Raw genomic sequence first — 14,862 nt, 5'->3', positions numbered from 1 at the left:
GGTCTGGTGGAGCGTCACTTGGCGTCTATGGATGCCTGGAGCGCTGCAGCCAACGCCGCGTCGCCGTTGACCAGCTCGGTCCACTGCAGTTCCACCCCGTTTCTTCGCCCCTTCAGCACGAGCTTGAGGCCGGTCGGGTCGATGGTCACGGTGTAGGTGTCATCTCCGACCTGGACTTCTCTCCGGATGGCTTTGTCGAGTGGCGTCATGGCCTGTCTCCTGCCGTGGCCCTGTATTCCTCGCAATTGCCGCTCGGGAAGCGCTCCATGTATTCAGCAAAACGCGCCCCCGAGATCGCCTGCCGTGTTCCGCATTTGGCGCACGTGATAGCCGCGCCTCCGCCAACGAACGCTTCCAGACTCGGCGGTTCGGTCGCCCTGAAGATATGCCGGCAGGTGTTGCATTGGACCCGGATGAACTCGATCTCAGGAAAGGCATGTTGAGCCGTTTTCGTTGGGCTGCAGCACACTTCAAACATGTAGAACAGGCCGGTGTCTGGCATGGGTGTGTCCTTGACGACTACGAAGCACGGTGGAGCGAAGGACCGTTTGTTCGGCGCATGGTCTCACAAGGTCAGGTGCTGAATGCGCCCCTGAACCCAGTGGTCGCCGGGTAGGCGTAGGTATCGGCGGACTTCCGGGGCGGGAACCGGTGGTAGCCTAGGCCCTGCAGCGGCATGACAGCCCACCAGGCCGTCGCCGCGATCGGCGCCTGGCGGTGGCTTCACGCCATGGCGCGCGTCCGCCCGCCCAGCAGGGCAACAGGGTTGTAAAATGGCCTTCCGTTGACGTGTGGCTGAGGCTCATCGCAATGCCCTATACAAACAGCGACGCGATAGATCGGCTGCGCGATCAGATCCCTTCCTTCCGGTGCATTGTCGGGTGCCACGACTGCTGCGGTCCGGTTACGGTGTCGACCGAGGAAATGGCGCGCCTGCCCATCAAGAGCGAGGCCGAGCGTGATGCTGCCCTGGCTGAGCTCAGTTGCCCCTACCTGGGCAAGCAGGGGTGCGAGGTCTACGCCGAGCGCCCGCTGATCTGCCGTTTGTTCGGAACCACGCCTCGTCTGCGCTGCCCCAATGGCCAGCGGCCGGTCTATATGATCGATGAGGCAGTGGAAGACGAGATCCATCGCTTTCTTCGCAGCACGCGGCAGGTGCTGCTTTAGCCTGGCGGGCCTGCATTGAGCTGGCCGCAACGTCTTGCATGCCGTCGGTCTGCCGCAGCGAGTCTGCCTGCTACTGATGACGCATCACCGCCGCCAGGTGTTTCTCGGGGTCGATCATGTGCGAGTGATCGTCCTGGTCCAGCTGGATCTCCGCCCACTGGATGGTGCCGTTGAACTTGCCACGCTCGGTGACATAGCCCTCGTACACCGGCATCCCTGTGTCGATGCCCACGTCCAGGCCTTCATCGAAGGAGTAGTACAGCGGGTGGGTGCGCTCGATCGCGCCGCTGCCCACGGCCTTGCCGTCGATGTACAGCGTGACCGTGCCACCGCGGCCGATGCCGCCGCCGGCGTAGGCAAACTCGGCCCGTACCTGGTGCCGGCCGGCGCCGATGTCCGCGTCGGACAGGATGGTTTTGCGCAGCAGCCCGCAGTGGTTGTAGTGGTAGCCGAGCTTGCCGTTCTCGGTAAAGAATGACCAGCCGCCGGTGCGCCCGCCCTGGGCGATGATGGCGCCATTGAGTGGTCTGTCGGCGGGCGCTTCGATCTCGGCGGTCACTGCGTAGGAGCGGTTCTTGACGTTGATCGCCACGTTTTCGCCCAGGCGGGTCATGCCGGGATAGAGCCGCAGGGTGTCGCCGGTGGTCAGCGTGGGGCGGCCGGCCAGCTGGGGATTCATGCGCTCGGCGGCGCGGTCGTCGATGGGCAGCACGTTGTGCCGTACCGCTTCGATCAGGAACAGCTGCTGCAGTTCGGCCAGCTTGTCCGGCTGGGTGGCGGCGAGGTTGTCGGACTGGGTCCAGTCTTTGGTGGTGTCGTAGAGCTCCCAGACGTCCTGCGAGAAGTCCACGCCCTTGGCCACCACGTCCCACGGGGTGCGGTGCTTGGTCTGCGCGGTCCAGCCGTCGTGGTAAATGCCCCGGTTGCCCATGATTTCGAAGTACTGGGTGAGGTGGCGCTCGTCGGCCTCGGCGTCGTTGAAGGTGTACGCCATGGAAACGCCGTGCATCGGTACCTGGGTGACGCCGTTGACGGTGTGCGGCTGCGCCAGGCCGGCCAGGTCAAGGATGGTCGGCGCCACGTCGATGACATGGTGCCACTGGCTGCGCAGCTCACCGCCGGCGATCCGCGCCGGCCAATGCACGATGGTGCCGTTGCGGGTGCCGCCGTAGTGCGAGGCCACCTGCTTGGTCCACTGGTAGGGCGTGCACAGCGCATGCGCCCAGCCGACGGCGTAATGGTTGTAGGCCTTGGGCCCGCCGACCTCGTCCAGGTGCTGCTTCCAGAACGCGGCGGTCTCGTACTCGGCACCGCCGTTGGAGGCGGTGGTGAGCATGAAGGCGCCGTTGATGCCGCCCTCGGCGGACGCACCGTTGTCGCCGATGATGAAGTAAACCAGAGTGTCATCCAGTACGCCCAGTTCCTCCAGGGCGTCGATCACGCGCCCGGTGTGGTGGTCGGCATATTCGAGGAAAGCGGCATATACCTCCATCTGATGGGCCAGGATTGGCTTGAGTTCGGCCGGCATGTCGTCCCAGGCGGGGATGCCGTCCGGGCGCGGGGTGAGCACGGCATCGGACGGGATGACGCCCAGTTCGCGCTGGCGGGCGAAGGTTGCCTCGCGCAGCGCGTCCCAGCCTTGATCGAAGCTGCCCTTGTACTTGGCGATCCAGTCCTTGGGCACGTGGTGGGGCGCGTGCGTGGCGCCGGGCGCGAAGTACACGAAGAAGGGCTTGTCCGGGGTGAGGCTCTTCTGCAGCCGCACGTAGTCGATGGCTTTGTCGGCCAGGTCCGGCATGAGATGGTAGCCGGGGTCCAGCGGTGCCTCGACGGTAGACACGCCGTCGATCAGGGCGGGCGTCCATTGGTTGGTTTCGCCGCCGATGAAGCCGTAGAAACGCTCGAAGCCGCTGGAGGCCGGCCAATGGTCGAACGGGCCGGTGGGCCCGGACTCCCACACGGGCACTTCGTGGCACTTGCCGAACTGGGCGGTGTTGTAGCCGTTCTGGCGCAGGATTTCCGGCAGTGGCACGGCCGAGTTGGGGCGGGTGGAGCGGTAGCCGGGCGCGGGCGTGGCGGTCTCGGTGATGTGGCCCATCGCCACCGCATGATGGTTGCGGCCCGAGAGCAGCGCCGCGCGCGTGGGCGAACACAACGCGGTGGTGTGGAAGCGGGTGTAGCGCAGGCCGCCGTTGGCGAGCCGGTCGGCGGTGGGCGTGCGCACCGGCCCGCCGAAGGCGCTGGCGGCACCGAAGCCGACATCGTCGAACATGATCAGCAGGACGTTGGGCGCGCCGTCCGGCGGGCGCCTGGCGGTGATCGGCGGCAGCTTGACACCCAGCTTCTTCGCATCGAAGGAGAGCGGTCCCTGGTAGGCCTGCTCGGGAAGGGGAAGGGTGCTGCCGGGGAGTTCCTGGCTCATGGGGGCGCCTCGGTGAACTGAGGGCCCAGTGTCGCGGTGGCGTCCTGGATTGGCATCCGAAGAACAACGGTGCCGCCGATAGGTAGAAGTACTGGCGATGCCATTTGCTCAGGTGCGCGAAACCGTGCATCGGCGCTAGGCCGCTGGTCGCCAGGCACCCTCGATTCTGCCTGGGGTGTCAAGGATCACAGTGCTGGCGGCGTTGTGCCGCCCGAACAGCAAGAAGGGCGCCCTTGGGGCGCCCTTCTTCAGCGCGACGCGTGGTTTACCACGGCGCACGCTTCCCGGTCAGCGAGTTCACCAGGCGTACTTCACCCCCAACAAACCGCCATAGCTGCGGTAGTCCTGAGCACCACGCCCGGCGCTGATCTCGCCCCAGGCGGTCAGGCTGCGGCTGAGCTGCAACTGCACGCCGGCCTTGGCCTCGTACACATCGCGCGGCGCCGCTCCTTCCAGGCGGATGTCATCGAGCCACACGGCGTTGGCGCCGCCATGGCTGCGCAGCCAGTTCACGGCTGCGAACGGCTGCACGCGGTTGATGCCCTCCAGCGTGGTGTGACCGAACAGGCGCACCCCGACGCGGGTGCGCACGTCACCGGCATTGGCCTCGCGCACGTCGGTGCCGTTGGCCTCCACGTGATGGCCGCCGTCCATGCGGTAGTCGCTCCAGATCACCTGTGCCTGCGGCTCCAGGTACATGGCGCTGGCGCTGCCGCGATGCACGTTGAAGGCATAGCCGGCTTCCACCGATGCGCTGGTGCTGCGGTTGTCGTAACGCTCGGTGCGCAGGGCGTCGCCATGGGTGGTGTTACGGAAGCGCGCGATCTGCGCCCAGCTGTCCACGTAGAGGCCGCCGTCGTTTGCGGCATCGCGCAGCCAGCTGCCGTAGACACCGGCGGCGCGGCCCTTGACCCGACCTTCGGCGGTATAGCCGGTGACCTCGGAGAGCACGCGCTCGGTGGCTTCGCCGGTCCCCACCATCACGCCAGCGACACCGCGGTCTTCGCGGCCCCAACGAGTGAGGTCGGCGCCCACCTGCAGCAGGTGCTGGCGGCCCTGATGTGTGAGCTGGTCATCGATGCGGCCACGGGTATGGTCCGAGGTCACGCGGGCCCAGACGCCGCCCATCGTATCCGCGTTCTTCTGGCGCTCTGCCAGGTTCGGCTCACCCACGCGCTCGTGCATCGTGAGGTCGAACATGCCGACGGCAGCGGCCTGGTTGGCGAGGTAGACGCCGCCTTCCGGGCGCTCGACCGGCGTGGGCACTTCGGGGTCCAGGCAAGCCGGGCGCTGCGGGTTGGCCAGGCACTCGTCGATGGGGGCCACCGGCAGTTGCGAGCGCAGGTACCAGTCGCCATCGGTCGGGTCGGTGCGGCCACCCTGATGCAGGAAGTACTCATAGGCACCGCCCACGGCACGGCCCTGCAACTGGTATTCACCGGCAGAAACGCCGTCCACCTGGACCAGATGGATGCCGTCATGGGTGAGGGCTCCCGGCCCACCGATATTGTTCACGGCGATACGCGCGGTACCCGAGGTGTCGCCGCGCACGTGCAGCCGGTCGGTGGGCGAGGTGTCATCACCCAGTGCGGTGTTCATCGCCAGCAGGCCGTTGTCGGCATGGAAGTTACCGTCCACGGTGACGGTCTTGTACTGGCCGTCCGTATGGTCGAAGGCGAGGGTGGCGTTGGCGATCGCGAGGGTGCCGATCTGCGAATCGCCGGTCACGTCCCAGCGGCTGCCGTTGGCCAGCGAGAGATCACCCACGGCATCGGTGGCACCTTTCCAGTAGCTGTCGTGGTCGAGCGAGAGGGAGGAGGTGCGGTCGAGGAAACCATTGCCGTCGCGGTCGATGGCGGCATCGGAGAAACGGATGTCCCCGAGGGCGACCACGTTGCGGTCGAAGGAAACGGTATTGGCACTGTCCGAGGCGAACTCGGCCAGCCGACCGTTTCCGCCTTCGATACGGGTGCCATCGCTCGCACGCAGTGAGGCAGCGTCGAGGCCGAGGCCGGCCGAGGCGGCGGCGTGAAGGGTGCCGCCGTGGAGCTCGATCCGAGCACCATTGGTGGCCTGTGCGGCGTAAGCACCGGCGCCTTGGGTGGTCACCTGCGTGCCGGTGGCCTGCACGAGGGCGCCGTCGATGGCGTCAAGCCCGTGCGATGCAATGCCAAGGGTCGTGACCGAGGAGTCCAGCACCTGAATGCTGCTGCCTGCGCCCCTTACAGCGAGGCCCTGCGCAGCATTGCCGTCGGTCTGCACGCGCACCTGCTGCAGGGAGAGCTGGTTGTTGCCGCCGTAGACCGCTGCACCCTTGGACTGATCCCCATGGGTGTGTACGGTGCCGCCGATCATCTGCATGGCGGAGCCGTCACCCTCCACGTCCAGGCCGTCGGCCCAGTAGCCAGTGGTGGACACCTCGGTGTTCAGCAGGGTCGCCTTCGACCCGGACGATGCGACGACGCCGCTGGCGCCAAACATGCTTCCCGCAGCGTCGAGCGTGCGGTCGCCAGCGGTGGCGATGCGCGCGTTGGCGACGTTGACGGTGCTGGCGCCGTACGCCCAGATGCCGCGGCTGCGGTCGCCCGTCGAGGCGATGGAGCCGCCGTCGATGTTGACGCTTGCGCTGTCGCTCAGCAGCACGCCATGGGAATCTGCCGCGCTGGTGCGCAGGGTGGATCCGTTGACGTTGACGCGCGTGCCAGCATTGCGCGCGGTGACGCCGTTGCCGTTTGCACCCATGGCGGTGAGGCTGGAGTCGATGATGTTCAACTGCGCACCGCCCAATGCGGCAGCGCCATGGCCACGGTCGCCGGATGTGACGGTGCTGTTGCTCAGGCTCAACACGGCATCGCTGCCACGCGCGAACACGCCGATGGAGCCCAGACCGGTGGTGGTGATGTCCAGGTCGCTGGCGTTGATGGTGCCGGCGGTGGAATAGAGCCCGTAGGCTTCCTGGCCCGTTGTGCTGACCTGGCCGCCGGCGACGGTGATGCGGCTGTCGGCGCTGTCGACCATGGCACCGTGGGAGTTCAAGCCGGTGGTGCTGATGTTGGTCGAAGCGGCATCGATGCTGCCGGCAGTGGTGGCATACAACCCGTAGGACCTCGCGCCGATGGTGCTGATGGAGGTGTCGCGGACATCCACGTGAGCACCGTTATCGGCGGACACACCATGGCTGTTGAGCCGGTCCGCGCGACCCGAACGAATGGTGGTGCCTTCGATGACCGCGTGGCCGCCCAACGTGGCGACAACGCCGGAGGACCAGGAATTGATGGTGCTCTCGCGGAGGTTCAATCGCGCGCCGGAGCCGCCGGCGAAGGCGGCCGGGCCATTGCTGTTGACGGTCACGCCGACGGCGTTGATGGTGCCGCTGGCGTCGGCCGTGCTGCTGCCGGCGAGCAGACCGACCGAGCCGCCCATGTTGGTGATGACGGTGCCCTGGCCAGCGCTGTCGCGGCCCAGGTTGACCACGCCATGGTCGGTCGCCCGTACGCCATCGGCGTAGATCGCCGCCGTACTGATGCGGCCGCCGTTGAAGGTGACTTCACTGCCGGCGCCGGTGGCCTGCACGCCGCGCCCGTTGTTGCCGGTGGAGCTGAAGGTGACGCCTTCGGCCACAATCTGGCCGCCAGACACGGCGTTCAGGCCAGGCGACACGTAGCCCGATGTGGAGATGGTGCTGTTGTTGAGTTCGATGCGACTGCCGACGCCATCGGCGATGGCGCCGGAGGCCTGTTCGCCGCTGGTGGTCAGCGTCATGTCCGAGGCGATGATCGTGCCGCCGTTGACGGCGCTCATGGCATGGCCGAGGTAGCCGGGATCGCCCGCGACAGTGTCACCGTTTGCATCGACATGGGTGCCGTCGGCGACAATCGGCAGCGCGGTGGCGGCGTTTGCTGCCGTCATCGCAAGTACCGAAGCGATGGCTAAAGACAGGACCCGCTGTACGGAGACGTCAGACTTCATCGTGTGCAACCTCGTAGTGTCGGCATTGACATGCCAGGAAGGGCGAGGTCGCAACGGTAGGCAGGGGGTCAATCGGACAACATGCAATTAGTTGCAAATGCGGTGACGGTCACAGAAATATTCATTGACGATTCACATTTATCGTCAATGAGGCCTTGCTTGATATTCGGCGTATATCAATGTCATAGGCCTTTTATATGCTTACCGCGTCCTGCCGACGTTTTGAAGTTCGAAGCGTCAACCGCTTCACCCGCCTGTCGCCACCGCGAGCGTCCCCCTGCAGGAAGCCATTGGCGCTGGCGACTTACGGCGACGCCGGTTGGACGATGTAGCGTTCCCAGTAGCCGGCAAGCTGGGCCTTCTTTCGGTCGCCGAGTTCGCTGCCGAGGGCCTGCTGTATCGCGGCCGCTTCCGCGCCACGCCCGGCACGGTGCAGCTCCCGCGCCGTTTCGAGCAGGGCCCGTTGGCGCACGGTGAGGTTGCCGAAGGGATCGAAGTAGGAATCCAGGCGTGCGGCGTCGGTGACGCCGGTCCAGGTGAAGCGCGCATCGCCCGCGTCTGCGGCGATGGCGCGATAGCGGTCCACCGCAATGATGGGCGTGATGCGCTCTTCGAGCAGATCCAGGCGTGTTTCCATCAGCTTGGCCTCGGGCGAGTCCTGTTCGGCCTTGAGTGCCTGCACGGTCTCCCGGACGAATGCGCGATCGATGTTGCCGGTGGCGGATTGGACGCCCAGGAGATTGAAGCTGGCGACAGCCACGCGATAGTCACGGCGCTCCTGCTGGCGCACCTGCGTCTCGGTGGGTTTGCCGAGGCTGGACGGCTGGACGACGCGCACGTCTTCGGCATCGGCCAGGATCGCGTCGATATCGCGCTTGTGGAACTCGCCGACCACCACCACCACCGTGCCACCCGGGTGTGCCTTCGCCGCCGCGGCCACCCGCTGAGCCTGCAGGTACGTACGATAGAGATACAGCCTGCGCGGCAGATCATCGGTGGCGCGCTTGGCCGGGGTCGCGGCCCACTGCGCGATGCGCGCCACGTTCTTTGCTTCGTCGGCGTGGAAAAGATCCCGCGTGAGATGGCTCGGGGACGGGAACGAAAGGAACTGCTGGAATCCGCTGGCGGGGCGCAGTTCCGGCGCTGCGCCCAGGTCCAGGCCGAACCCGAGCCGGGCGTCTTCCACCGGCGGCTCCCAGTCGATGGGGCACAGGTCGATGCCGTTGCGCCGGGCGAAGGGGACTACGACGTCCTGGACTTCGTAGGTGAATTCGTAATAGTCGTTGCGTGCGAAGGCCTCGGGCGAGCGCTCGATGCAGATGGCATCGGGCTTGGCATGTGCCAGGAACGCGGCAAGCAGGGCGGGGCGGTCGTTGCGCGCCACCAGCTGGGCGGCGTGGTCGACGCCCAGCACGATGACGGTGGTTTTTCCGTTCACTGCCTTCGTCGCTGCGCCAGCCATTCCAGCCATCAGCAACAACGCCATCGAGAAAAACAGACGCTTCATACGCGGTCCTTCCATTCCATTTGGTCCAACGTAGCGCGCAAACGGCGCTGGCTTCCTGTGCCATTGGTTGTAGTCACGTCGGCCAACACAATGCGGCAACGACGTGACTACAGAAGCCAGAGCGCGGCAAGCAAGGCCGGCGGCATCACCAGGATGCCCAGGCGCAGGAAGGTCAGTGCACTGACGTGCTCGCCTTCGCGACGCAGCGCCACCAACCAGAGCATGGTCGCCAGCGAGCCGGTCACCGACAGATTGGGGCCGAGGTCCACACCAATCAGCAGGGCGGCGCGGGTCTGCGTGGGCAGGTCGGCCATCTGGCCCAGCGAGCCGGCCACCAGGCCGATCGGCAGGTTGTTGGCGAGGTTGCTCAGTACGGCGGCCGCGCCACCGGCCAGCCAGCTGGCTTCGCTGGGCGATGTACGGGCAAAGGCCTCCAGTGCGTCGGCGGCGATGCGGATCACGCCGGTGTGCGCCACCGCCTCGACCAGCACGAAGAGCCCGGCAACCAACGGCAGCACGCCCCAGGACACATGCCGCAGGATCGGCATCGGGCTGCGGCGCTGGCGCAGGCGGATGGTGGCCAGGGTAGCGGCACCGGCGCAGAACGTGGTCAGACCCAGCGGCCCGTTCATCGCCGAGGTCACCAACAGCACGCTGCCGGTGACACCGACGCCGATCGCGCACAGGCGCCCGCCCTCGGACAGCGGCCGTTGCTCGGCCACCGCCACCAGGGGCGGTGCGATCTGGCGGCGATGGGCCAGCCGCAGCACCAGGTAGGTCATGCCGATGGCGGCCAGCGAGGGCAGGGTGAACTGCCGCAGCCATTGGGCCAGGGAGGGCATGTGATCGCCGAAGACCACCAGGTTGGCCGGATTGGAAATGGGCAGCACGAAGCTCGCCGCGTTGGCCACGAAGGCACAGACGAACAGATACGGCAGCGGGTTGGCCCGGGCGGCCTTGCAGGCGGCGTAGACCGCCGGCGTGAGCACGACGGCCGTGGCGTCGTTGGACAGGAAGATCGTGACCAGCGTGCCCACCAGGAACACCAAATCAAACAGGCGTTGTCCCGAGCCCTTGGCGTGCTGCACCGCATACGCGGCCAACCAGTCGAACAGCCCTTCCTGCCGTGCCAGCTCGGCCAGCACCATCATGCCGATCAGGAAGAGGTAGACGTCGCCGCCTTCGGCCACGGCGGCCATGGCCGCATTCAAAGGCAGCAGCCCGGTAACGGTCAGCAGCGCGGCCGCGCCCAGTGCCCAGGCGTACTCGGGAACGCGCCAGGGGCGAAAGATGACACCGCAGGTGGCGACGGCGGTTACCGTCCAGATGATCAGGGACGTGGTTGGAATGTGCATCAATGGCTCGGGAAAAACTCAAAGGCGGGCGTTGGATGCCGTTGTTGCAGGTTCGGCGGTGGTATCGCTGGCCTGGGGCCGGGTCTCCGGCATGGCCATGGCCAGGACGAAGGCGAGGGCAGCGATGGCCGCCAAGGTCAGGAACGCGACATCATACCCAGCGAACTGCACGATCAACCCGGCCAGCCCAGGACTGAAGGCGGCGCCCAGCCCGAAGGCGGTGGACACCGCCCCCAGCGTGACGTTGAAGCGACCGGTCCCCTGGGTCAGGTCACTGACGATGACCGGCAGCAGGGCGCCGAAGATGCCGGCACCAATGCCGTCGAGCAGCTGCACGCCCAGCAGCCAGGCGGGCGCGTCGGACAGGGGATACAGCACGCCGCGGATCGGCAGGATGAGGAAGGCGGCCAGCAGCAGCGGCCTGCGTCCCCAGGCGTCGGCCCGGTTTCCGACCAGCAGTGCGGCCGGCACCATGACCAGCTGTGCCGCCACGATGCAGGCGGCGGTGAGCGTGGTGGCCAGCTCGGGGCTGGTCTGGGACAGCTTCTGGCCCACCAGGGGAAGCATCGCCGCATTGGCCAGGTGGAACAGCGCACAGCAGGCCGCCAGGATCATCAACGTTCTGTCGTGCAACAGCCGCAGGACCGAGGTCGGCGCGGGCGCGTCCTGGCGTGGGGAGGGCAATCCACGCGCGCGCTCGTGGTCGATGGCCGCTGCCGGAATCATCAGCACGGCGGCGATGCTGGCCAGCGTCATGGCCGCCATCAGGTAGAACACCACGACCGGTCCGCCCACATAGGCCAGCCCGCCCGCCAGCACCGCGGCGACGGCGTTGCCCGCATGGTTGAAGGTTTCGTTGCGGCCCATGCGCCGTGCGAACACCCGCGGTCCGCCGATACCCAGCGATATGGCCGCGATGGCCGGGGCAAAGACCGTGCCGGCGATGGCACTCACCGCCTGGGTGATGGCCACGAGGGTGAACGAGGTGGTCCAGGGCAGGACCAGGCAGCTGACGGTGACCAGTATCGCGGCGATCACGACCGTCGCGCGCTTGGCGTTCACCCGGTCGATCAAGGCGCCTGCCGGTGTCTGCGCGACCAGGGCGGTGAGCCCGGCCACGGTCATGACCGCGCCGATGCTGGCCGGTTCCCACTTGTGGACCGCCAGCAGGTAGATCGCCAGGTAGGGGCCCAATCCGTCGCGCACATCGGCCAGGAAGAAGTTGACCCCGTCGAGCGCGCGATCAGGCGAGCGGGACGGCTGCAGGGCGGGGGGCGGTGGATTCACGTGCGCAGGCTCGATGGTCGGGACGATCTACCCCCATGCTCGCGGGGTGCGCACGTTATGCGCGCGCGTCCGTGACGGCCGTGTGGCGCCGGGGAGCGTCCTCGCTTACCGCCTTGAGCCCGAACAGCGGCCGGATCCAGCGCACACGACGAATCAGGCACTCGTGTAGCAGCAGGCAGCCGACCACCGTTGCCATCAATACCAGCAGCGGCTCAAGCACGGGCCCAAGCTGCAGCGGCTTCAACCAATACAGCGCCGCGATGAGCAGGCTCTGGTGGAGGATGTACCACGGGTAGACGGCCTCGGTGCAATAGGGCAGCCAGCGGAACGGTCGATCCAGATAGCGCCTGGCCCAGCCCAGGAGGGTCAACAGGACGCCCCACACGTAGAGCATCTCGCAGAATTTCGACTGCACGCTCCAGAACGATGCGGGCCAGCGACGTAATACCGCGTCGGCCGGCAGCCACTGGCCCAGTGCTTCCAGCAGGAAATACCAGCAGACCGCGCAACCCACGGCGGCCAGGCTGGTCCAGCGCAGGGCAACCGCGCGCTCCCAGAAGGCAGGCTCCCTGCCAAGCAGATACCCGATCAGGAAGACGGTCAGGTACTTGGCATGCTGATACGTGTCGTTCACCAGCGTATTGGTGGCTGGATGCGCGGGTGCCAGCCACACCAGCCACAGCAGCAGGATCCCCGCGGGCAGGAACAGGAGCAGCCGCCCGGGAGCGCCCGCAAACCGTGCCGTGGCGCGGCGGACCGGTGCCGAATCCAGCAGTGGCTTGAGCAGCACCAGCAGCATGCTGTAGCACCACAGGTAGGCCAGGTACCAGAGATGGTTCCAGGTGATGCCAAACGGTGCGCCGGCAAAGCTGCCGGGCGGCCAGGGCCGGATCTGCCAGTAGCGCAGTAGGAAAGCCCCGAACCCGGGCGAGGCGGCGCCATTGCTGACCGCCTCGCAGTAGGGCTGGATGGGGACCACCACGAACATGCCAAACAGCAGGGGCAGCAGCAGCCGCCAGCTCCGCACGGCCGCGAATCGACCGCGCCGCAGGCCGGGGCCCAGCAGCGCGATGGCCACGCCGGAAATCAGGAACAGCAGGGACATCCGCCAGCCGTTGAGCAGGCGCATGGGCCACTGCAGGTCGGGCGTGGTGTGGGTGCTCTTCAGATGGAAGCCCCAGCCGTCCACGTAGGCCATGGCGAGGTGATAGAGGATGAGCAGCGCGAAGGCGAGGACGCGCAGGGCGTCGATATCGTGTCGTCGGGTCATGCGAGCAGGACGGATAAGGGAGCCGCAGCATGCGGGGCCGTAGCGCCGATGGCACGCGGAAAGGGACGGCGGCACAAGGGTTTGGGGCCAATGGCGGGGCCTGAGGGACGAGCGGGACGGCGCACGCCCCGCGGGTGAGGCGATGCCGTGGAGCGGTCAGCCTGGCGCCGGGGCGCGGCACCCGGCGAACAGGTCCAGCCCCTTCTGATACACGCCGCTTTCCACATCGAACAGCCCGAGGAGGGAGTGGTAGAGGTTGTCGTGGCTGTAGCGCTCACCCTGGGCGTTGCCGCGCAGGCAGGCGAGATCCAGGCCGGCATGCCGAGCGAAGGCCGGGGAGAACCACATCAGCATGGGCACGCTCGTCTGCTCAGGGGGCGCAATGACGTACGGCGTGCCGTGCAGGTACATCCCGCGTTCGCCCAGCGATTCACCATGGTCGGACACGTAGATCATGGCCACGTCGCGCTGGTCCGCGTATCCCTCCAGCAGGGCGATGGTCTTGCCGAGCACCTGGTCGGTGTAGACCAGCGTGTTGTCGTAGGTGTTGGTCAGCGCCTCGTTGGTGCAGGTCTGGATCTGGTTGCTGTTGCAGGTCGGGCGGAACACGGTGGCCTGTTCGGGATAGCGCTCGAAGTAGGTCGGCCCATGGCTGCCGATCTGATGCAGCACGATCAGGGCATCGCCCTTCATGGCATCGATGCGGGCACCGAGCTGGTGCAGCAGCACCTCGTCGTGGCAGGTGCCGTCCTTGTTCACGCACTGACCCGCCACCTTGAGGGCCGGCATGTCGTCGGTGGGCACGCGCTGGCATACCCCTTTGCAGCCGCCGTTGTTGTTGTTGCGCCAGAGGATGTCCACGCCGGTGCGCTGCAGGATGTCCAGCAGGTTCTCTTCGGTTGCGGCTTGAACGTCGTCATAGTGCCTGCGCGCCATGCGGGAGAACATGCAGGGCAGTGAGATCGCCGTGGCCGTACCGCACGATGCGACGTTCTGGAAGGCGATGACGTCCCCGCGCCGGGACAGGACCGGATTGGTCGCGCGCGGGTAGCCATTGAGCTGGAAGTTCCGGGCGCGCGCGGTCTCGCCTACGACGGCGATGATCAGCCGGGGGCGCTGGCCCGCAACCGTTGCAGGGCGGGTGGCGTCCTCGGCGACGGTCTGCAGGGGGCGCGATACGGCCATGTACCTGCGTTTGAGATAGCCGTTGGCATTGCGCACGACGGCTATGGGCAGCACCTGGTCCTTCAGCTGCCGGTTGTTGCGAAGCAGGGAGGCGTAGTCCTTGTAGAAGGCCAGAGACACCACAGTGAAGACCACCAGCGACGCCACGACATTGACCACCCATCCGCACGCGGTCCGCCATTTTCCCGCCGTGTGTCGAACCGGCAAGGACACCATCGCGGTGGCAGGCAGCACACCCAGCAACAAGAGCGTAAGCAGCAAGGGCGCGGAGACGTAGGAGGCGAGTTCGGCCTGGTTGGTCTCCAACGCGTTCTGCACCATGCTGCGATCGATCAGCACGCCGTAGTGGAGCATGAAGTAGGTGCACGCCGCGCTGATGATGACCAGCAGTGCCAGCAGCGGCTTGCGCAGGTAGGGCAGCGCCAGCAACGGCGTGAGCAGGATGTTGAACGCACAGAAGAGGAAGATCGGCAGGCTGATCAGGAACAGCACGCTGCGCGGCGTGTTCAGCGACAGGTGGGTCCATAGCGTTTGCCACAGTGCGATGTTCCCCGCGGTGGTGAAGAACAGCGCGGCGATCCAGGTCAATTGCACTGCGGTGAGCCGAATCGAGGTCAGACGTTGAAGCACGCGCATTCTTCCGTGAAGTGAAAAGTGCGCGCAGTATCGAAACGGGTGTATCAGGAAGTTGTCAGGGACG

Annotated in this window: 10 protein-coding genes; 1 reads left to right on the top strand and 9 read right to left on the bottom strand. The window is 66.6% G+C overall.

Going from position 1 to position 14,862, the window contains the following annotated elements:
* Positions 1-14 precede the first annotated feature (14 nt).
* Both AC1DR7_RS04145 and AC1DR7_RS04140 read right to left on the bottom strand, forming a co-directional pair.
* The gene (locus AC1DR7_RS04145) at positions 15-209 is read right to left on the bottom strand and encodes a hypothetical protein (RefSeq protein ID WP_457319765.1); all 195 of its coding nucleotides are present in this window, start codon (positions 207-209) and stop codon (positions 15-17) included.
* Positions 206-502, bottom strand: a complete 297-nt coding sequence (locus AC1DR7_RS04140) for a hypothetical protein (RefSeq protein ID WP_457319763.1) — start codon at positions 500-502, stop codon at positions 206-208. Before AC1DR7_RS04140 ends, AC1DR7_RS04145 begins: the two co-directional genes overlap by 4 nt.
* A gap of 308 nt (positions 503-810) precedes the next feature.
* Between AC1DR7_RS04140 and AC1DR7_RS04135 the strand changes: the two genes are divergently transcribed.
* A complete protein-coding gene (locus AC1DR7_RS04135) occupies positions 811-1,167 on the top strand; it encodes a YkgJ family cysteine cluster protein (protein WP_457319761.1) in 357 nt (118 codons plus the stop codon).
* A 70-nt stretch (positions 1,168-1,237) separates the two neighbouring features.
* Here the strand turns inward: AC1DR7_RS04135 and AC1DR7_RS04130 are convergent, their stop codons facing one another.
* The 7 genes from AC1DR7_RS04130 to eptA all read right to left on the bottom strand — a co-directional run bounded on the left by AC1DR7_RS04130 (position 1,238) and on the right by eptA (position 14,798).
* Positions 1,238-3,589, bottom strand: coding sequence for an arylsulfatase (locus tag AC1DR7_RS04130; protein WP_478051057.1), 2,352 nt, complete (start codon positions 3,587-3,589; stop codon positions 1,238-1,240).
* A 297-nt stretch (positions 3,590-3,886) separates the two neighbouring features.
* Positions 3,887-7,498 carry an autotransporter outer membrane beta-barrel domain-containing protein gene (locus AC1DR7_RS04125; protein WP_478052622.1) on the bottom strand — a complete coding sequence of 1,204 codons (3,612 nt, stop codon included), beginning with the start codon at positions 7,496-7,498 and terminating at the stop codon, positions 3,887-3,889.
* Positions 7,499-7,862: 364 nt separating this feature from the next.
* Positions 7,863-9,065, bottom strand: coding sequence for a hypothetical protein (locus AC1DR7_RS04120; RefSeq protein ID WP_457319614.1), 1,203 nt, complete (start codon positions 9,063-9,065; stop codon positions 7,863-7,865).
* 107 nt (positions 9,066-9,172) lie between these two features.
* On the bottom strand, positions 9,173-10,420 hold the full coding sequence (locus tag AC1DR7_RS04115) for an arsenic transporter (RefSeq protein WP_256774440.1): 1,248 nt from the start codon (positions 10,418-10,420) through the stop codon (positions 9,173-9,175).
* Positions 10,421-10,438: 18 nt separating this feature from the next.
* Positions 10,439-11,707: an MFS transporter gene (locus AC1DR7_RS04110; RefSeq protein ID WP_256774439.1), complete on the bottom strand. Its 1,269-nt coding sequence runs from the start codon at positions 11,705-11,707 to the stop codon at positions 10,439-10,441.
* 55 nt (positions 11,708-11,762) lie between these two features.
* Positions 11,763-12,977 carry an acyltransferase family protein gene (locus tag AC1DR7_RS04105; protein WP_478052620.1) on the bottom strand — a complete coding sequence of 405 codons (1,215 nt, stop codon included), beginning with the start codon at positions 12,975-12,977 and terminating at the stop codon, positions 11,763-11,765.
* A 156-nt stretch (positions 12,978-13,133) separates the two neighbouring features.
* On the bottom strand, positions 13,134-14,798 hold the full coding sequence (gene eptA / locus AC1DR7_RS04100) for a phosphoethanolamine transferase EptA (protein WP_478052619.1): 1,665 nt from the start codon (positions 14,796-14,798) through the stop codon (positions 13,134-13,136).
* Positions 14,799-14,862: the final 64 nt, after the last annotated feature.

Source organism: Stenotrophomonas sp. P5_A9 (assembly GCF_056400525.1).
Note: the sequence above shows the minus strand (reverse complement) of the source record. Positions and strands in the feature narration are given on the sequence as shown.

Excerpts from the sequence above, each read along its gene's own strand:
- AC1DR7_RS04115 (WP_256774440.1), bottom strand. The coding sequence starts at position 10,420 with ATGCACATTCCAACCACGTCCCTGATCATCTGGACGGTAACCGCCGTC.
- AC1DR7_RS04125 (WP_478052622.1), bottom strand. The coding sequence starts at position 7,498 with ATGACGGCAGCAAACGCCGCCACCGCGCTGCCGATTGTCGCCGACGGC.
- AC1DR7_RS04145 (WP_457319765.1), bottom strand. The coding sequence starts at position 209 with ATGACGCCACTCGACAAAGCCATCCGGAGAGAAGTCCAGGTCGGAGAT.
- eptA (WP_478052619.1), bottom strand. The coding sequence starts at position 14,798 with ATGCGCGTGCTTCAACGTCTGACCTCGATTCGGCTCACCGCAGTGCAA.
- AC1DR7_RS04105 (WP_478052620.1), bottom strand. The coding sequence starts at position 12,977 with ATGACCCGACGACACGATATCGACGCCCTGCGCGTCCTCGCCTTCGCG.
- AC1DR7_RS04135 (WP_457319761.1), top strand. The coding sequence starts at position 811 with ATGCCCTATACAAACAGCGACGCGATAGATCGGCTGCGCGATCAGATC.
- AC1DR7_RS04120 (WP_457319614.1), bottom strand. The coding sequence starts at position 9,065 with ATGAAGCGTCTGTTTTTCTCGATGGCGTTGTTGCTGATGGCTGGAATG.
- AC1DR7_RS04140 (WP_457319763.1), bottom strand. The coding sequence starts at position 502 with ATGCCAGACACCGGCCTGTTCTACATGTTTGAAGTGTGCTGCAGCCCA.
- AC1DR7_RS04130 (WP_478051057.1), bottom strand. The coding sequence starts at position 3,589 with ATGAGCCAGGAACTCCCCGGCAGCACCCTTCCCCTTCCCGAGCAGGCC.